Raw genomic sequence first — 18,518 nt, forward strand, 5'->3', positions numbered from 1 at the left:
CCACAATGACTTCAAGCAATGCGACGGTGACAGGCACTTTTGTGATGCCCCCCACACCAGGTGCGCAGCGCGTTCCTTTACCCTGATATGGAGAATCTGCCATGAAGATCGTTGTAATCGGTGGTTCTGGGCTGATCGGCTCACGTCTTGTCGCGCTGCTCAATGAGGCAAGCCATACGGCTGTCGCCGCATCGCCGCGTACCGGTGTCAACACGGTGACGGGCGAAGGCCTGAGCCATGCGCTGGTGAATGCGGATGTCGTCGTGGATGTGACGAATGCGCCGTCTTGGGAGCCACAAGCGGTGCTCGACTTCTTCCGCAGCTCGGCACGCAATCTCGGCAAGGCCGAGGTGGCCGCGGGCGTGCGCCATCACGTCGCGCTGTCGATCGTCGGCACCGACCGCATGCCGGAGAACGCGTATTTCACTGCCAAAGTCGCGCAGGAAGAGGCGATAGAAGCGGCCGGCGTGCCATACACGATCGTGCGCGCCACGCAGTTCATGGAATTCATTGGCGGCATCGCGGATTACGGCACGGACGGCGGCACTGTGCGCGTTGGTGATGGGATGTTCCAGCCGATCGCTGCGGATGACGTCGCGGCGGCGCTTGCACAGGTCGCGCTCGCGGCGCCGCTAAACGGCACCATCGACATCGCCGGACCGGACCGCGCGTCCTTCGCGGAGATCGTTTCGCGCTATCTGAAGTCAGCGGGCGACGCGCGCACCGTCGTGACCGATCGCGACGCGCGATATTACGGCGGCTATGTCGAGGAACTATCGCTCGTGCCGCTGGGCGACGCGCGGATAGGCCGCATCAGTCTCGATCAGTGGCTCGCGCGCGCTCATGTGGGGTAAGCCATAAATTTGGCAGGTAGCTCGCGACTTGATATCGACTCAGAGCGATATAACTACATCCACCCGAGACACAACATGAAGCTCCTTCTCGCCTCGTTGGTCCTTGCGGCCCTGCCCTTGCCGGCAGCCCTCGCCCAAGACCATTCCGGCCATCAGGCAACTGTGCCAGTGCAAGGATTGGCAACCACCTCCACGGGCGTCAAAGTCACGCTCGTGTACCAGCAGGAAATCCCTAGCATGCCGGGCAAGAGTGTCAAGGGCGTACTGGTGGAGTATGAGCCGGGCGCCGTCAACGCCGCGCATACACACGCCAGGTCAGCAATGATTTACGCAACGGTGCTGGAAGGCGCCGTGCTGAACCAACTCAACGGCGGACCACTTCGCACCTTCACGAAGGGGCAGAATTTCACCGAAATGCCTGGCGACCGGCACGACGTCAGCGCCAACGCGAGCAAGACCGAGCCCGCCAAGCTGCTTGCGATGTTCGTCGTGGACACGAATGAGACCGTGCTGACCACGCCACTGAAGCGTTAACAGTTGTCCATCGGGCACGCCCGACCCCGAAGGATGAAGCGGGCTTTGGGCCGGTGAATTGCGCTTAGACAGGGATAAGATCGTAGCTGGTGTCGGTAACGAGGTCGGCTTGCGCTTGGTGCTCCGAGCCCGTTTGGCCATGGAAGCCACCGGCGTGTACTGGAAGCCGGTGTGGCACATCCTCGAGGGCGACTTTGAGTTGGTGCTGGCCAACGCCCAGCACATTCGCAACGTGCCCGGGCGCAAGACCGACGTCAATGACGCGATGTGGATTGCCGATCTGCTCGCCCATGGCTTGATCCGAGCGAGCTTTGTGCCACCGGCCGCCACCCAGGAGTTGCGCGATCTCACGCGCACCCGCAAGCAACTCGTACGCGAGATCTCCCAACACAGCCTGCGTATCCAGAAAGTCCTCGAAGACGCCAACCTTAAGCTGGGCAGCGTGCTCTCGGATGTACTCGGACGCAGCGGCCGTGCCATGCTCAAGGCCATCGTCGATGGCGAGGCCGACCCCGAGCGACTTGCCGCGCTCGCCCAAGGCAACGCCCGAAAAAAACACGCGGAGTTGCGCGAGGCCCTGAACGGACGCGAACACCATCGCACGATGCTCAAGCTGCACCTGGATATCATCGGCGCACTGGAGCACACGCTCGCCGAGCTCGACGCAGTCGTGGGAAAAGCGCTAGCGCCGATCCAACAGCGCGCCCGCCTGCTGACCACGATCCCCGGGGTTGACACCCTCGCCCTCATAGAAGGTCCTGTTGGCGGAGATCGGCGTCGACATGACGCGCTTTCCCGATGCCGGCCATCTGGTGTCCTGGGCGGGCCTGTGCCCGTGCAATGACGAGAGCGCCGGCAAGCGGCGCAGCACGCGGGTGCGCAAGAGCGGCACCTGGCTCAAAACCGCTTTGGTGACCGCTGCCTGGGCCGCGGTGCGCGTCAAGACCAGCTATCTGCGCTCCCCAGTTCCTGCGCATCAAAGCCCGGCGCGGCGCCAAGAAGGCCATCCTCGCGGTTGCTGCTTCCATGCTCACCGCCGCTTACCACATGCTCCGGGACGGCGTTGAGTACGCCGACCTCGGCCCTGATTACTTCGACCGCCATCACGCCGAGAAGACCATCCGCCGCCTGCTCAAACGCCTCGCCGACCTCGGGTGCCACGTGGATCCCATCGCTCATGCTGTCTAACGCTTCCTAGCCGCTCGGCCGTCTTAGAACTGAAATTAGCTGGACTGCTCCGCAGGCGCCATTTTGCGCACTTCTCGTTGCAAGGCTTCTCACCGGCTGCTCAGTGGCTCTTGCCGCAGGGTGAAGCGGTCGTCTGAATGGCACGGTCAGGGCGACGTCGCACGTCGCTCCCTGGCCGGCTACGGCCTATCCGATTTCCAGTTAGCTGTACGGCATGCAAGCGTGCAGTACCGCAGAACTGCACAAGGCCGCCGCTGGCAGGCTTTCTCACAAATCCCTGGTCCCGGCGCTTTGGCCGGGACCCAGGGACCACGTGTTTCCTATTTACGCCTTGGCGAAAGTGTCAGCGGACATCACCTCAAGTGCGACAAAGGGTTGGTCACCTTCAACCCAGGCTTCGTGTCCCGGTGGGATAGTGTATGAATCGCCGGCCTTTATTGTCTTTTCGGTGCCGTCCTTCATGCGAACAGTGAGACGTCCGGATACCGCATAGCCCACATGGGAGGCTTGGCACTGGTCGGTGTGCACGACAGGTTTGATGCACTCTGACCACCGCCATCCGGGTTCAAAATTGAATCGTCCGACCGTGAAACCTTCGAGTTGGACGACTTCGATCCGAGTTTTCGCAGGGGCGCGAACCTCGTCGGGTGACTCGTGGGATTTCACTTCAAACTTTGTTACGGCAACTGGGGCTCCCATGTCTTTTGCTCCTTTATACGAAATGTTCAGTGGTCACCGACCGGAATAACGCCGCCAAAGAAACCGCAATTCGACTGGCACCGCCAGAATCGATGCTGATCCTCACCGAAGCCTGCGCGAAGGCCGCCGAACTTGGAGAGATGCGGCACCCTAATAGTAGATGCGGATCTGAGTTACCGAGTCGCTATGGCCGAAGACATGGGCGATAGCGCACAGAGGAACGCGGATTTCCGCCATCCAACGTTTGTCTTCTCACCGATGTGTGTTGAGCACCCGGTATTGCCAATGCACTTCTGCCATCCGTTTTAAGAACGGTTGCTGTGCATGCCCGGGGGAAGAAGGTGACGCCAGCGTTGCTGACCGCGGCGATAAGACACGATAACGTTGTGCTTATCGAAGACAATAACGTCCTTCTCATACCGGAACGGAGGTTCCGTTCCCCGGTTAGCATTTGTTTCGGTATTGCGCGTCTCGAATGCTCCGATGTTGCTGCTTCAGATTGTCCAGCCACTGTGGGCTATTCGGTTGCCGCATCGCGGATTCCAAAGATCTCGCCCGGCTCGCCAATGACGAACACAGGGTCGCGTTACTCGTTTGCTGCTGCGCTTCCACGGCCTGTGAATGAGCGATCTGCACCTGATATTGGTTGTTTTCGGTCGCGCGACGCTGGAGGAACTCGCTTTCTTGTTGCACGACCGGCGCACTCTTTCCGACGACCGAAACTGTTCCGCCAGGCGCTGTCGCATCGGCAGTGTAGCCCGCTGGGCAGTAGCGATCCTGCATGTACAGGATGCTCTTTGCGTTCCGGCACTTTATCGCATGCGCCGAGGTCGCCATTAGAATCATGGGGAAAGCAATGAGAAGTCGCAGCATGCTTGACGTCGTGTTGTTTCGGCAAAAAACTACCACCTCGCCTCGAGGAGCGCGCCGCGACCAGGGGATATACCGTGCAGGAGGTCGTGCCAGACGCATCACAACGTAATGAGTATATCGATTTCCATTGTGTAGCCCACTCGTGAGGTTATACTCCGCACTCCACAATACTATGAATAACCAACATGGTCGCAGCAAATAAATCACTAATTCGGGTCAAGCCTGCCGCAAAGAAGCTTGCCGTGCCGACGAAGAAGGCCAGCGTGCTCGCGCGCGAGGCGCAGGCTGCTAAGAAGCGTTTGCTGAAGCTGCGTGCCGACACGAAGAAGGCGATCGAAGCAGCAAAGCGTGAGGTCGCCAAGGCAACGGAGGCCGCAAAGGCTGCAGCTCGCTTTGAAAAGCAGGCTGCAAAGGACAAGGCAGCTGCAAAGAAGGCTAAGGCCTCCGGTGCGAAGACGGCAACGGCTGGTAAGGTGGCCGCCAAGAAGCCGCCTACAAAGAAGGCGGTGGCCGGCAATAAGGTCACAGTGAAGAAAGCGGCTCCGAAAACGGCCGCAGTGAAAGCCGTGACGAAAAAGCGGGCCCCGGCAAAGAAGGCGGTTGCGCCGGCGGCATCGTCTGCAGTGGCCGCCTGATTGATTGCCTCGGCTGGGGGTACGCGATGTTGCCAGCCAGCCGATCGCCCGAAGATGTGGAGTCGTCTTGTGTCGTGTTCGACTCATGGGAGGCCCACCATTCCAGAATCCCAGGTGATCAATCTCCCGGCGGACTGAACTTTACCCTTGATGGGGTGTGCTGATAGGGCAGGCCTGATCAGGCGTAATCAGACCGTAACTGTAAAAGCTGGATGCCTCTTTGCCTCATTCAGCAACCAAGCGTACCCGTTTCTGCGAAGTGTCCAACGTAAGTAGTCGGCCTCGATTTCGACAGATTTTGTATTTTTCAAGCCAGCGCAAAACACGTTTGAAGCGGGGTTGTCGGTCCGTGGTCCGGAATCGCTCGAATGACGCCGCCGATGTTGTCGAGTACGCATAACTTATGCGGGGAGTGGGTGAAATTGACAATGAGGCCCATTAAGCGATCTGCTGGTCTGGTTGTGCTCCGACCTATTGCTGGTCAATGGCACTGCCTGGTCCTACGCGCATATCGGAATTGGGACATGCCCAAAGGCATGCCAGAGCACGACGAAGAGCCATTACCGGCCGCGATGCGTGAAACCAGGGAGGAAACCGGTTTGTCAACGCTTAAGCTTCGTTGGGGGGAGGATTATCGCGAAACGGAACCCTATGCGAACGGCAAGACTGTGCGATTCTATCTTGCGGTGTCACCAAGCGGTGACGTGAGCTTGCCGATTAGCGCTGAGCTAGGACGCCCAGAGCACCACGAGTTTCGCTGGGTTACATTTGCGGAGGCCCAGCAACTGCTGCCATCTCGGTTCGAGCCGATACTTGAATGGGCTCAGAGCATGGCCGGGGCGCCGAGTTAAGGTCAGCGGAAGCCCTTGGTGCCTGCATCTCGAGAGGGTGATGCCTGGAGTCCAACACACTCCGCCCTTGGCTACCCAGCCGCGAAGCGGTGCAGGAATCGCAGTGCTGCGATTCCGCGGCCTATCGCACCACCAACGCTCACCGCATGCGGCGCACCACCTCAAGCATCGAATGCCCCTGACCCGTCAGGCGAGGGCAGGTACCGTACTCCATCGTGACCAGCTTGTTCACCAGCAAGCCCTCCAGCTGCTCGGGTTCAAGGTCATCGATCTCTTGCGTGTCGCCAAGCAACAGTAGCGCGGCAATTTCATGAGGACTAAGCATGTCGGCCTCCTTTGTTGATTCAAAAGGGAACTACGACTGCTATCCGTGGACGGTGTTCCACGGAGGAAAAGAGAAATGGCGGGGATAGGGCGGTGCGAAGACGCGCTGAGAGCGCTCACCAGAATCTAAGCTAAACGGTCTTGTCGTAAAGATCAAGCAACTCACGTGTTGCGACGCGGCGAGCAGTGCTCTGAGCGTGCGGCGGCGCGTGCCAGTGGCGGCTGTTGAGGGCGCCCGGTGCTTCATTAAGCCCTTGATCGTTAGGCTTTTGGATCACGAAGCATACCGGTTCGGTCACCCGCACCGTCCGCGTTCCAGCAGGCTCGGGCGTGACGCCGACGTTTCGATTCGACGTCACTGTCGGGACGCTCAAACCGCGGAGCGATCTGCATGCGGAACTCGTATGGCAACGTTCTTACCTTGACGTCCCACGGGTCTCTCTTTTTCTGATAACCAACGACGTTCTGAGCTTGCCCTCGAAAAACGAATCCCTTGCTGAGCGTTTAAACTCAAGCAAGGAGAGTCAAGAAGATGAGCAAGACGAAGCGGGCGCGCTACACGCTCGAATTCAAGCTGGAAGCGGTTCGGCTGGTCAGGGCCGGCCAGAGCGTTGCGGCGGCGGCCGCGGCGCTGGGCGTGCCAGGGCAGTCGATTTCCAACTGGGTCAAGGCTGAGCAGGAAGGAAAGCTCGGCGGAGCCGGTACAAAGCCGGTGAGTCCGGAGCAGATGGAATTGTCGAGACTTCGTGCCGAAGTGGCGCGCCTGAAGATGGAGCGTGACATCCTAAAAAACCGCTCCACACGGTTGCCCGTGGCCCTTATGAGTAGAAACTCCAGGCGAGTACACTGCATGCACGCAGAGACTGTGGCCGTTTGCTTCTTGGAGGTACGAAACCCCGTCAAAAAACCTGGCCCAGGGGAGGTTGCGGACTCATCTGTGGCGGCGCCTCCGGGCGACCCCGTTTAGGAAATTGATCAAATCCGACTCCCCGTCCTGCGCGTGACTCTTCAGGAGGTGGAGCATGCCCAAAGAGCGTTTGAGGTCCAAGCCCACTGGGCTTCCGATCATTCATCCATTCGCTGCCGGTATTGATATCGGCTCACGATTCCATGTCGTTGCCGTCAGCCCGGATCTTTGCGACGAACCGGTGCAGACATTTCAGGCATTCACCGGCGATCTGGAACGCATGGCCAACTGGCTCGTTGCGATCGGGGTGAAAACGGTCGTGATGGAATCCACCGGCGTGTACTGGGTTGCCGCCTACGAGGTTCTTGAGACACATGGACTTGAGGTCATTCTGGCGAATGCCCGAGAGGCACGCGCCGTCCCGGGTCGCAAGAGCGACGTCAACGACGCGCAGTGGCTACAGCGTTTGCATGCTTGCGGGCTATTGCGTGCCAGTTTCCGTCCTGGCCGCGATATCGCGGAATTACGGGCCTATCTGCGCGCACGCGAGAAGCATGCCGACTACGCGGCTGCGCACATCCAGCACATGCAGAAGGCGCTGACGTTCATGAACATTCAGCTTCATCATGTCATCGCCTCGATCACCGGCGTCACCGGCTTGAGGATCATCCGCGCCATCGTCGGAGGCGAACGCGACCCCGACAAGCTGGCGGCAATGCGCGACGTCCGCTGCAAGGAAAGCCTCGAAACAATTCGCAGCGCACTGGTTGGAAATTACCAGCCCGAGCATGTGTTCGCCCTGAGGCAGGCGCTTGCCCTATATGATTTCTACCAACAGTGCATCGACGAATGCGATCTCGAAATCGAACGCGCTGTGGCGGGCCTGAATATTGACAAGTCGATGCCGGAGGCGCCGCTCCCGAAAGCCAAGCTTCGGGGCAGACAGCCCAGCGATCCGAACTTCGACGTGCGCTCGGCCCTGTACCAGCTCACGGGCACGGATTTGACCCAAATCCACGGCATCGGCCCGTTCCTGGCGCTACGCCTGATTGGTGAGTGCGGCACGGACCTGAGCCGATGGCGCACGGCCAAACACTTTACGTCCTGGCTGACGTTGTCGCCCGGCTGCAAAATCAGCGGCGGCAAGGTTCTGTCAGCGCATACGCGCAAGACAAGCAGCAGACTCACCGTCGCGCTCCGGCTTGCAGCCGTTGCCGTAGGGCGGAGCAACACTGCACTCGGCGCGTTCTACCGCCGCCTTGCCGGCCGTATCGGCAACGCCAAGGCCGTGACAGCGACAGCGCGCAAAATTGCCGTCCTGTTCTACAACGCAATGCGATATGGCATGGACTACCGGGACCCCGGCGCGGACCATTACGAGCAACAATACCGCGACCGAGTCATCAAACAGCTTCACCGGCGTGCGGCCCAGTTCGGATTTGCGCTTCAGCCGCAGGATACGCTGGGTCGCGGGGGAGTTTCTTAGGAAGGCGTGCGCGTACTTCGCGAAGGACTCGACGTGAAGTACGCGTTCATCGAACGCAATCGTCACCACTGGCCGATTTCGGTGTTATGCGAGGTGCTGGAGGTCAGCCCCAGCGGCTTTCATCAGCGGCGACAACGCGCCACTCAGGACAAGCCGCAGCGCAGCCGCGTGAGCGACGACGCGCTGCTGGCGCACATCAAGGCGATTCACGCGGAGGTCAAGGGCGAATACGGCTGGCCGCGCATGTGGAAGGAGCTGGTTGCGCGCGGCGTACGCGTGGGAAAGGAGCGCGTGCGCAAGCTGATGGCGCAACACGGCGTGCGTGCCCGGCACAAGCGCAAGTACATCGCGACGACGAACTCGAAGCATGGCCTGCCCGTCGCACCGAATCTGCTGGAACGCAACTTCACGGCGGCAGCGCCGAATCAGGTCTGGACGAGCGACATCACCTATGTAGCGACGGCCGAGGGCTGGCTGTACCTGGCCGTCATCATCGACCTGTTCAGCCGGCAGGTGGTGGGCTGGTCGATGCAGCCGCATATGAAGGCCGAGTTGGTCACCGATGCGCTGCGCATGGCATGGTTCCGGCGTCGCCCCGATGCCGGCGTGATTGTGCATAGCGACCGTGGCAGCCAGTACTGCGGCGGGCTCTTCCAGGACACGCTCAAGGCGTACGGCATGCGTTCGTCGATGAGCCGGCGCGGCGATTGTTGGGATAATGCGCCAACCGAAAGCCTATGGGGTTCGCTGAAGGTCGCACGACTGCACAGTCGGCACTTCGCGACACGGCGTGCGGCGATGGATGAAATCGTCGATTGGCTCGGCTTCTACAATGCTCGCCGGCTACATTCGACATTGAACTACGTCAGCCCCATGACGTTCGAGAAGAATTGGGCCGCTGCTCAGCAAGGGAAAGCGGCCTGATGGCCTCGGCTATGGGATTCGTGAAACAGGGGCAAGCTCATTCCGCTGGCGACCAGCTGCCCTCGCTTGATCGCGACATAGGTAGTTTTACACGAAAGCTTTTGGAGAGATTACGCACTCATGTGATAAGGTGAGCGCCGTTTGGCATTCCAGTTTGAATGGTTTTAAACTATCTTCTCTCAGACCTCGACTAGAAAGGAAGAATCGTATGGCTACATATAAGGAGTTGATCGCACAGAAGCGAGCGCTCGAAGCCCACCTGGAAGAAGTGCGTGCCAATGAAGTAGCAGGTGTCATCGAGAAGATCCAGACTTGGATGGCAGAGTATGACCTGACAGTCGAGGACGTTACCAAGCGCCGGCGCGGACGCCCGGCGGCCAGCGGTGTAAGCAAGCCGAAGTCCGAGCTACCTCCGAAGTATCGCGACCCCAAGACGGGAAAAACCTGGTCCGGTCGGGGCCGCGCGCCCGCCTGGCTGGGTAAGAACCCGAACCGGTTTCTGATTGCAGAAGAAGCTTAAATTTCGGTCGACGCACGACTCGACAACCCCTGCACAGATGCAGGGGTTCCGTTTTTCGAGAACAGCGCCATGTCGTTGGAAGCGTGCGAGTTCGAGTCTCGCCGTCAGCACCAAATAACTGAGAAGCAGGATGCAGACGGTTGCGGTTCTGGATTTTGAAACGACGGGATTGTCGCCAAGTCTAGGTGACCGAGCCACGGAAATTGCTGTCATCTTGCTGCGTGACGGCGAGATCGTCGACCGTTATCAAAGCTTGATGAACGCTGGAAGGCGTATCCCCTCGCAGGTTGTAAGCCTGACCGGGATCACCAATGACATGATTGCAGATGCGCCTGCTGCATCGAAGGTCATGAGTGAAGCGGCCCGGTTTGTCGGCAGACATCCGGTGGTAGCCCACAATGCTGGTTTTGACCGAAGGTTTTGGCAAGCCGAGCTTGGGCTTCTGGACATCGCAGCCAATCAGCACTTCGCGTGTACGATGCTCACTGCCAGACGTATCTACCCACACGCTCAAAATCACAGGTTATCGACACTCGTCGATATGCTGCAACTGCCCAAGATCGGGCGTGCGCACAGAGCGATGGCCGACGCTGAAATGACCTGTCATCTGTGGCATCGACTCCAACACGATATCGCTCAGACGTACGGAGTGAGCCAAGTCGATTACGCGCTCATCGCCCGCGTTCAGGCCACCAGCCGCGCTAAGGTTCCGACGTTCCTTCGTTCGCTGGGCGAGTAGGGCGGCAATTATCATACACCGCGTGCCGATAATCTTCCCGTGGACTGAACCTTGATCCGATTGATATCGCGGAAAGCGGCTGATCAGGCGTAATCAGACCTGAAGTTCTGCACCGCCTATAAAAACTGGACGCTTTCATGGCCTAATTAAGCAACTAAGCGTACCCATTTCTGCGAGATGTGCGACGTAAGCGATGGAAGGGAATTCGGCAGTTTTGAAGTTTGCAGGCCATTCACTTTGCAGCATAGATTTTCAGACAACCGGGACAATAGAGGCCCAGAACTCACCCGGCAATGGAACCAATTGAAGTTCGCTGTTCTGACGGCTTGCTGACTATCTTTGAAATGCGTATAAATCATGCGTAGCTCACTTTAGGAGTCAAAGATGGCAACGTATGAAGAACTGATGGCGCAGAAGCAAGCACTGGAGGCCCAGATTGAAGAGGCGCGCGCGAATGAGGTACCGGGCGTCATCGAACAAATTAGGGAACTGATGCTTCGATATGAGCTTTCGCCGGAAGACATAGCCCCACGGCGCCATCGGGGCCGGCCGGCCGGAAGTTCGACTGCAGCGGTGGAGAAGGCGCCGCTGCCGCCGAAGTACATGGATCCCAAGACCGGGAAAACCTGGTCGGGACGGGGCCGGACCCCTGCGTGGTTGGGCAAGCGACCGGCGCGTTTCCTGATTCCGCAGGAATGACGGCATCGCCCGATGCGTCAGCTATGAGGCTGGCTGACAGGTTTCATGAAGGAAGTCTGGCGCCGCATAAAATCGACGGGTGCTGGCAACCGATGGGAAGCTAGCCACGTTGCAAATGCGCCGGACCACCGATTTCTTAAGCTGTAGAAAAAGACCCGCGCCGTCGAGACAAGCGGCGCCGGGGAACGTCCATGAAGAAGTTGAGTCACCGACTCGGTTACCCTCGGTCAGTATCGGCCTAGTCGCCTGCCCAGGCAAATGGTTCGCTAGGAGTCCGTCGGACTTGAACCCGAGCGAATCCGATGGATCGGTGCGACGCGGCTTTTGAGACTGTGTCGTGCTGATCGAGCGTTCTCAGCGGTTGGCGAGTCTCCACGAGGGCGTATCGAGCCGCCTGAGGACTCGTTTTCGGCGTGACCGGGGCACACTTTTCCCCTCATGCGGTGCGCAGCACATGCATGCGCTTGATGTTCCAGGCCATGGTCACCAGGCTCCATTCGCCTTGGGCCTGGGCCAGCCCGCGCATGCTCATCTGGCGCCAACCCATCACCCGCTTGATGATGCCGAACACCGGCTCCACCGTCTGCTTGCGCAAGCTGTAGAGGGCACGCCCGGCTTGTGTGCCCAGACGATGCGCCATCTGCACAACCGGATCCGTCGTCTGGGGTTCGGGAGCATCGGGTGCGAAGCGCTCCAGCATGGGGGCATGATGCGACTCCCTCTTGAGCGCCAGCAGCAGCTCGACCCCCGCGTCGAGGCAAGCGATCACGTTGGCCTGACTGAAGAAGCCGTTGTCCGTGATCAGCGTGTGCACTTCGCCCAGCACCGCGGGCAACGCGACGATCTGCTCCAGCGTGGGCACGATTTCTCGCTTGTCGTTGCACGCCTGGCTCACGTGCCGGGTGACCACCATCATCGTCTCGGTGTCGACGCCAGCTTGCGCGTTGTAGCTTTGCTCGAAGCCCCCGCCCGAGACGGGCATGATGCGCGAATCTTCATCCGTGAGGTTCACCTGGTCGCCGTCCTTGGGGCCAGCCTCTGGCGGCTCGGGATCCTTGCCGCGCGGCTTCTTGCCAGCATCCCTCTGAGACTTGCGCTTGGCCGCCTTGGCCTCGTACTCCTGCTGTTCGAGCTGATGACGCTCGGCGGCGCGCTGCTCGATCTTTGCCTTGGCCAGCGCTATCGCGCTCAAGCGATCTTCGCGTCGAGCGATCTCCGCCGGCACGTCCATGCCATCCGGGATGGCTGCGCGGTCGCTGTTCTCGGCCAGCGCAAGCAGGGTCTGCACTTCCTGTCGCAACTGCGCCTCGATCTTGTCGGCATGACCCCACGACAGGGCACGGTGTTTGCTCGCGTTGGCGTCGATCTTGGTGCCGTCCAGCGCAATGTGCCCGAGCTTGAGCAGTTTCATCTCGCGCGCCAGCACCAGCACCAGCACCTGCACGAACAGCAACTCCACTTCCTGCAGGAATCGACGTCGGAACGTCGCCAGCGTGTCGTGATCCGGGTGGGTGTTGGCTGCCACGTAGCGGAATGCCACCGAGTCGTAGGTCGCGCGTTCGATCTTGCGGCTGGAGTGCACGCCGTTGGCATAGCCGTAGATCAACAGGCCCAGCAACACCGCTGGATGGTGCGCCGCCGAGCCCCGGCCCGCGTATTGGCGCGTCAGTTCGCTCAGATCAAGCTGCTCGATGACTTCGACCACGAAGCGCGCCAGGTGATCGCTCGGCAACCATTCGTCCACCGACGGCGGCAGCAGGTACGCAGTGTCTCGGTCAACGGGAACGAAGCGGCTCATCGGGGTAGTCTGTCGGTTGTGCTGCCACGATTATCTGGCAGGGCATCATCGATTGGAAGGCCGGAAAGCCCGACGGGCTCCTAGGAACCTACACAAAAAAGAACCCGCGCTCACCATGAAAGGCGGCGCGGGCGGTAGCAGGACAGCCGTGTCAGGATACGGCGACCTCAATATCGCTAATGTCTCAATTAGACGGTGTTTCATACGCTGATTCTGCCTACGGGGGTGCTGCCACGTCCAGTTTGTGACGATCTACGGAGCATCGCTTCGGCATCCGCCTCTCGGGCATTGGCGCCGCCGCAGCCGGAAACCCGCTTCCAGTGATTCCAGCGTCGGCAGGAAGGCATCCCGAAGGCCATTGTTGATCGGTCTTGATTGAGTGAGACGATCTGTGGAGGCACCGGAGATATCTGCAGCCAGATACCGGGTTCGCGGACTACGCATCCATGGGAGTGACGCGACACAGTTGCGCCCAAAACCACCGCCGCGTGTGAACGGTCAGAAGAGTCTCCAGACGACGAGGATTGCGCAAAGCTACCGTCAGCAAAGAATTTCCTGCCAGCGGGGTCAGGGATTCAAAGCATGGGGTCATCGTACTTCTGGTGCCAAATCTGGCGCTAGCAAGCCGAATGGCCTTGTGCAGTGCAGTCACGATATCGGTTGGGCATGGCACTGTTATGTTCCGGCCCTAATGCGGGACCGAGACTTTGTCGTTGCCACGACGGGCGGTGCAGTCGGGATCGGCTCGAACAGCGCCTCGATGTCTTCGGCGGAGAATTTAACGGCGCCGGCGGCATCCGCCGACAAAATCGCCTCGGCAAGCGCAGCCTTCTGCGCTTGCATTGCGACGATTTTCTCCTCGACGCTACCACCGGTGATCAGCTTATAGACGAACACCGGCTTTTCTTGGCCGAGACGGTGAGCACGGTCAGTGGCCTGATTTTCAACGGCGGGATTCCACCAGGGATCGTAGTGAATGACGGTGTCGGCCGCCGTCAGGTTTAGGCCAACGCCACCGGCCTTCAGGCTGATCAGAAAAAGCGGTACCTCGCCGTGGTTGAAGCGTTCGACCGGGGTGACGCGATCCGTGGTATCCCCGGTCAGCATGACGTAGGGAATGCCGGCGTTTCGCAAGGCTGCCGCAATGAGATCCAGCATGCTGGTGAACTGCGAGAACAGCAAGATACGACGACCTTCCTCGATCAGTTCGGGCAGCATGTGCAGCAGCAGATCAAGCTTGGCCGATTCCTTGATCCGGGCCGCCTCTTTGATCTTGACGAGCCGCGGATCGCAGCAAACCTGGCGTAGTTTGAGCAACGCCTCCAGCACGACGATGTGGCTGCGCGCGAGGCCCTTTGCCGCGACGGCTGCCCGCACCTTTTCCTGCATGGCAGCGCGAACCGTCTCGTACAGATCGCGCTGCGTACCTTCCAGTTCCACCGTGCGCACGATCATCGTCTTCGGCGGCAGCTCGGTGGCCACCTCATCCTTGCGCCGCCGCAGCATGAATGGCCGGATGCGCCGCGCGAGTAGGTCGCGTCGAACGACATCGCCGCCTTTTTCGATGGGCGAGCGCCAGCGTCGGCTGAAGTCCTGGCGGGTACCGAGAAAGCCGGGCAGCAGGAAGTCGAACTGGGCCCACAATTCACCGAGATGGTTTTCGAGCGGTGTACCCGTCAGGCAGAGGCGGTGTCGCGCACGCAGTCCGCGAATCGTCGCGGCGGACTTGGTGGCGACGTTCTTGACATATTGCGCCTCGTCCAGCAGCAGCAGGTGATAGTCGTACCCGGCAAGCATTGCCTCGTCACGCCACAGCAAGGCGTAGGTGGTCAGGATGAGGTCGTGCTCGCCGATCTGGGCAAAGCGATCGTGACGCTGGGGACCGTGCAGATCGAGGACACGCAGCATCGGCGTGAAGCGCTGTGCTTCCTCGCGCCAGTTGTGCACGAGGGTCGTCGGCACGACGATTAGCGCAGGGCGGTCCAGCCGACCACGTTCTTTTTCAGTGAGTATGTGCGCAAGTGCCTGGATCGTCTTGCCGAGGCCCATGTCATCGGCCAGTACGCCGGACAGCCCGTGCTCGCGCAAGAACTGCATCCAGGCGAGGCCCTGGCGCTGGTAAGCACGCAATTCGGCCTTCAGGCCACGCGGTACTGGCACGTCTGCCACCCCGGGACCGGCCATCAGCCGCTGCGCGAGCTGCCGGATCGATGCCGCGCCGTCAAACTGCCAGCGCCCGGTCTGATCCAGGGCATGGAGCCGGGCCGCATCCCACTCGGAAATGCGCATGCCGGTGCCGAGCGAGTCGAACAGGTCGATCAGCACGCGCACGACTGGTTTCAGCCGGTCAGCACACAGGCGAAGCCGCTCGTTGCGGTCGGTCTTCAGATCAATCGCTTCGTCGTCAGGGATGCCATCGAGCTTGCCCGACAACCAACGCGAATCCCGGCGAAAGAGATCCGACAGCAGGGGCTCCAGGCGCACCGTGCGGCCATTGACCGTGATGCCCATCTCGACGTCGAACCAGCCATCCCCAGTCCGACGCAGGCTGCCGTCAATGGCTTCGATCTCAATCACGTTGTGCCGAAACGCGTCCGTCATCACTACGCGCCAGCCGTTTGCCCGAAGCACAGGCAGCACCTCTTTCACAAGGTTTTGCCACTCACCGACATCCTCGGGGCCGAGCATGTCGGCCGGAAACGGTTCTGGCCCAAAGACATGGCCGGCGCGAATTATCCGGAACCCGGCCTTTTGCAGTTCAGTCAGACGCTTGCGCTCGAGATCGGCGTCCCGCTTGACCTGGATGACCTCGCCACCGGCGGCTTGAAGGAGGGTGGTGCTGCTGTGTGCCGGCAGGCTGTGTCCTGCGTAATCAAAGCTGACCGTCGCAAAATCCTGCGACGAGGCCCATGTCGGCAACGTGTCGAGGGCCAGTACGGGCACCGGCGCGCAGTTGATGCTCCGCACGGACGCCGCTTCATGCGCAGGCGGCATGGGCAGGTCGGGGGCGACTTCACGCAGCACATTGCCAACGAGTGCTGCCTCGTCCAGCGTAATGGCCGGCATGGACAGGAAATCCGCGAGCTGCTCCGAGGGCCAAGGCATGGCGAGGATGCCAGCCTCGCCAGAATCCGCGTCTGCGTACCAGCACGGCTGGGTGGTCGTCAGCAACAGGGTCGCGGGTGGCTCGGCCTGCAGGACCGGCCGCACGCGCGTGTCGGGCTGCGTCTGCCAAGTCAGCTGTGCGCTGCGCACGGGTCCGTAGTGCAGTGCACAGTGCGTTCCGGGATAGTGAGAGCCCGCGGGAGAAAAGGAAACAAAAGCACGTCCGGTTGCCATCAGTTGCTCCAGGATGACGGCACCGGTTACACCCTGCAGGCCAAAACCACCGGTATAGGAGGCCTGCGAGCGGCCCAACCACAATCCGCGCAAAATCGGCAGATCCTCCTCGGCGATAAATTTCGGCGGCTCAATCAGCGCCTTCTCGACGTTTTGCCATCGATCGTCAAGCGAGCGAATCGTGCCGTCGGCGCTCACGCGTGCCTTGTAAATCGTCACTTCGCAGCCGCGATACGATTGGCCGATCACGTAGGCCAGGGCATGCGTGGGCTTGGACGGCTTCTTCTTGGTCACGGGATCGGCGGCCGTACGCCTGGTACGAAAGCCTTCAAGCCAGCTCACCAGTTCCGCACGCACGCCGGTGGACGATGGCTTCGGCCGGTTCGCCAAGCCGGCGATCAGGAGCGCCGCCACGTGCTTGCAGTCGACTCCGACTGGACACGTGCATTCCCCTTGCACCCACATGTCGTCGTCGATGTCGTGGAAAAACACACGCACGTCATACGGGCGCGTGCGGGTGCCTTGCACCAAGCCCGCGAGGGTATCCTCGCCGATCCAGCGCAACTCCGAGACGGCACTCGCATAGCCCCGTGCTTTGGACACCGTGAAGGGGTCCAGCCATTGCGCGATTTGCCTGGATTGGTAGGGGACAGACATCGACTGGAAGAGTCCGGTTGGCAACGCCGGAGCATTTTACGCGGCTGGACTCCCGGCTGCTATGGCAACGGCCGCCGATTCCACTGCGGGCAGTGTTGGGTGCCGGCGAACGCTTTCGGCGTGACTTGGTCGACGCGAGGCGGAAAATTTCCCGGCGAATTTCGGCGCCAGCGTCCAATCGCTTGGCACGGCTCGACGGGTCGGCAGGCCGGCCGGTCGAATACTTCCGTGACGATCAGGGATATGGTCGACGACGCTAGGTGTCGACTCAGTCCCCGGCAATCCTGATGACGGTGTGCGTTTGTCCCGCAACGGCACCGGCGCTCCAGGAAGTCGATTTTTCTTGATCGGTTTGGGCCGCAAAAGACGCATTCGCTTGACCGCACATAGTGCTCATCTTGAAGTGATTGAACCGTCGCAACCCTGGGAATGTCTATCGCTGGCAGGGAAATCACTGGCTGGAACTTCTTCTTGATTTCCCTCGTAATGTACAATTGAAATGTACATATCAAGCAGGAGGGCCTTTCCATGCAAACTATCCCTTTTTCTAAGGCAAGGGCGCATCTCGCTGATGCGCTTCGGGGCGTGGAAGTGGCACAAGAGCCACTAATGATCTCCCGACGCGGGCACGCTGCTGGCGTCTTGATGTCGTGGTCACAATATCGACAACTGGTTGGAACTTCCTCCGGCTTTTCTGCGCGTTTAGCCGAGTGGCGCCAACAGCATGTAGCAGGAGAGGATGAGAGCGATCCCTTTGCGCAATTGCGTCAACCCGATGGGGGAAGAGAATTCTCATGGTGAGCGCCGTGAGTTGGTTGCTGGACACCAACATTGTTTCAGAGGCGATGCGGCCGAGACCTGAGGTCACGGTGATGGACAACTTGGTCCGCTACGAGGGGGAGCTAGCAATTCCAGCCCGGGTCTGGCACGAACTCCGCTTTGGTTGGTTGCGCATGCCGGATGGCCAACGGAAGGACGCTGTTGGCCGGTTTGTGCAAGATGTCGTGAGCACTTTGCCAGTCTTGCCTTATGACGCTGCCGCAGCGCGGATCCACGCAGAACTGCGCCAGGCTCGTGAACGGTCTGGATTCACATTGCCATTCGTAGATGGGCAGATTGCATCGGTGGCGATAGCGCACGGGCTAACCCTGGTGACACGTAACACAAAGGATTTTGCGGAACTGACTGGTTTGCGGCTGGCGAACTGGTTCGGCCTCTGAATGCCGCGTCGATTTGCATCCCGTCCAGTCACTGGAGCGCCTCCGGTCAGCTTGTTTACTCCAAGCTGCCTTACAGAACACGGCCCGAGCCGCTGCCACGGTGCGGCGGCTCGATTGTTATGTACCACAACAATTTAACATAAAAAGTATTATGCGAACTACTGGTGTAGCGGCAAAGTTGTAATGTCCGGTTCGGGGGTGCGGATGAATTCTTGGACTACTTGGAGGTAGTTCATGTATTCGTACGAGGATCGCATCAGGGCGGTCAAGC

General features: G+C 60.1%; 15 protein-coding genes, 1 tRNA gene and 3 pseudogenes. 14 read left to right on the forward strand and 5 right to left on the reverse strand.

Annotated elements, in window-relative coordinates; translation table 11 throughout:
* The first annotated feature begins 101 nt into the window (after window positions 1-101).
* The 3 genes and pseudogenes from AC3WQZ_RS23335 to AC3WQZ_RS23345 form a co-directional block, all read left to right on the forward strand.
* Complete coding sequence (locus AC3WQZ_RS23335; RefSeq protein ID WP_454749169.1) at window positions 102-854, forward strand: SDR family oxidoreductase; 753 nt, start codon at window positions 102-104, stop codon at window positions 852-854.
* A gap of 75 nt (window positions 855-929) precedes the next feature.
* A complete protein-coding gene (locus AC3WQZ_RS23340; RefSeq protein WP_454749168.1) occupies window positions 930-1,388 on the forward strand; it encodes a cupin domain-containing protein in 459 nt (152 codons plus the stop codon).
* Between the two features lie 130 nt (window positions 1,389-1,518).
* Window positions 1,519-2,576, forward strand: a pseudogene (locus tag AC3WQZ_RS23345) (IS110 family RNA-guided transposase); the annotation flags it as partial.
* 324 nt (window positions 2,577-2,900) lie between these two features.
* On the opposite strand, the gene AC3WQZ_RS23350 reads toward AC3WQZ_RS23345, so the two are convergent.
* Both AC3WQZ_RS23350 and AC3WQZ_RS23355 read right to left on the reverse strand, forming a co-directional pair.
* Window positions 2,901-3,275 carry a cupin domain-containing protein gene (locus AC3WQZ_RS23350; RefSeq protein WP_454749131.1) on the reverse strand — a complete coding sequence of 125 codons (375 nt, stop codon included), beginning with the start codon at window positions 3,273-3,275 and terminating at the stop codon, window positions 2,901-2,903.
* Between the two features lie 444 nt (window positions 3,276-3,719).
* Complete coding sequence (locus AC3WQZ_RS23355; RefSeq protein ID WP_454749130.1) at window positions 3,720-4,148, reverse strand: hypothetical protein; 429 nt, start codon at window positions 4,146-4,148, stop codon at window positions 3,720-3,722.
* A 185-nt stretch (window positions 4,149-4,333) separates the two neighbouring features.
* Between AC3WQZ_RS23355 and AC3WQZ_RS23360 the strand changes: the two genes are divergently transcribed.
* Together AC3WQZ_RS23360 and AC3WQZ_RS23365 are read left to right on the forward strand one after the other, a co-directional pair.
* Window positions 4,334-4,783: a fumarate hydratase gene (locus AC3WQZ_RS23360; RefSeq protein WP_454749129.1), complete on the forward strand. Its 450-nt coding sequence runs from the start codon at window positions 4,334-4,336 to the stop codon at window positions 4,781-4,783.
* Between the two features lie 428 nt (window positions 4,784-5,211).
* Window positions 5,212-5,634, forward strand: a complete 423-nt coding sequence (locus AC3WQZ_RS23365) for an NUDIX domain-containing protein (RefSeq protein WP_492301354.1) — start codon at window positions 5,212-5,214, stop codon at window positions 5,632-5,634.
* Between the two features lie 139 nt (window positions 5,635-5,773).
* Here the strand turns inward: AC3WQZ_RS23365 and AC3WQZ_RS23370 are convergent, their stop codons facing one another.
* Complete coding sequence (locus tag AC3WQZ_RS23370) at window positions 5,774-5,959, reverse strand: hypothetical protein (RefSeq protein ID WP_454749127.1); 186 nt, start codon at window positions 5,957-5,959, stop codon at window positions 5,774-5,776.
* 531 nt (window positions 5,960-6,490) lie between these two features.
* On the opposite strand from AC3WQZ_RS23370, the pseudogene AC3WQZ_RS23375 reads away from it, so the two are divergent.
* From AC3WQZ_RS23375 to AC3WQZ_RS23405, 7 genes and pseudogenes are all read left to right on the forward strand, one after another.
* Window positions 6,491-6,748 (forward strand): annotated as a pseudogene (locus AC3WQZ_RS23375) (transposase); the annotation flags it as partial.
* A gap of 232 nt (window positions 6,749-6,980) precedes the next feature.
* Complete coding sequence (locus AC3WQZ_RS23380) at window positions 6,981-8,351, forward strand: IS110 family RNA-guided transposase (protein WP_454749126.1); 1,371 nt, start codon at window positions 6,981-6,983, stop codon at window positions 8,349-8,351.
* 12 nt (window positions 8,352-8,363) lie between these two features.
* Window positions 8,364-9,275, forward strand: a pseudogene (locus AC3WQZ_RS23385) (IS3 family transposase); the annotation flags it as partial.
* A 208-nt stretch (window positions 9,276-9,483) separates the two neighbouring features.
* Complete coding sequence (locus AC3WQZ_RS23390; protein WP_454749125.1) at window positions 9,484-9,795, forward strand: H-NS histone family protein; 312 nt, start codon at window positions 9,484-9,486, stop codon at window positions 9,793-9,795.
* A gap of 44 nt (window positions 9,796-9,839) precedes the next feature.
* Window positions 9,840-9,908, forward strand: a tRNA-OTHER gene (locus tag AC3WQZ_RS23395).
* A gap of 17 nt (window positions 9,909-9,925) precedes the next feature.
* The gene (locus AC3WQZ_RS23400; RefSeq protein WP_454749124.1) at window positions 9,926-10,534 is read left to right on the forward strand and encodes a 3'-5' exonuclease; all 609 of its coding nucleotides are present in this window, start codon (window positions 9,926-9,928) and stop codon (window positions 10,532-10,534) included.
* A 384-nt stretch (window positions 10,535-10,918) separates the two neighbouring features.
* The gene (locus tag AC3WQZ_RS23405; RefSeq protein WP_454749123.1) at window positions 10,919-11,233 is read left to right on the forward strand and encodes an H-NS histone family protein; all 315 of its coding nucleotides are present in this window, start codon (window positions 10,919-10,921) and stop codon (window positions 11,231-11,233) included.
* 436 nt (window positions 11,234-11,669) lie between these two features.
* Here the strand turns inward: AC3WQZ_RS23405 and AC3WQZ_RS23410 are convergent, their stop codons facing one another.
* Window positions 11,670-13,031, reverse strand: a complete 1,362-nt coding sequence (locus AC3WQZ_RS23410) for an IS1182 family transposase (protein ID WP_454749122.1) — start codon at window positions 13,029-13,031, stop codon at window positions 11,670-11,672.
* 675 nt (window positions 13,032-13,706) lie between these two features.
* Window positions 13,707-17,027, reverse strand: coding sequence for a DEAD/DEAH box helicase (locus AC3WQZ_RS23415; RefSeq protein ID WP_492301351.1), 3,321 nt, complete (start codon window positions 17,025-17,027; stop codon window positions 13,707-13,709).
* 528 nt (window positions 17,028-17,555) lie between these two features.
* Here AC3WQZ_RS23415 and AC3WQZ_RS23420 point away from each other — a divergent pair.
* Together AC3WQZ_RS23420 and AC3WQZ_RS23425 are read left to right on the forward strand one after the other, a co-directional pair.
* On the forward strand, window positions 17,556-17,828 hold the full coding sequence (locus tag AC3WQZ_RS23420) for a type II toxin-antitoxin system Phd/YefM family antitoxin (RefSeq protein WP_454749799.1): 273 nt from the start codon (window positions 17,556-17,558) through the stop codon (window positions 17,826-17,828).
* Entirely contained in the window at window positions 17,822-18,247 is a 426-nt protein-coding gene (locus AC3WQZ_RS23425; protein WP_454749798.1) for a type II toxin-antitoxin system VapC family toxin, read from the forward strand. The genes AC3WQZ_RS23420 and AC3WQZ_RS23425 overlap by 7 nt, the downstream gene beginning before the upstream one ends.
* Window positions 18,248-18,518 lie beyond the last annotated feature (271 nt).

The sequence above is a fragment of the Cupriavidus sp. FW305-26 genome (assembly GCF_058787975.1).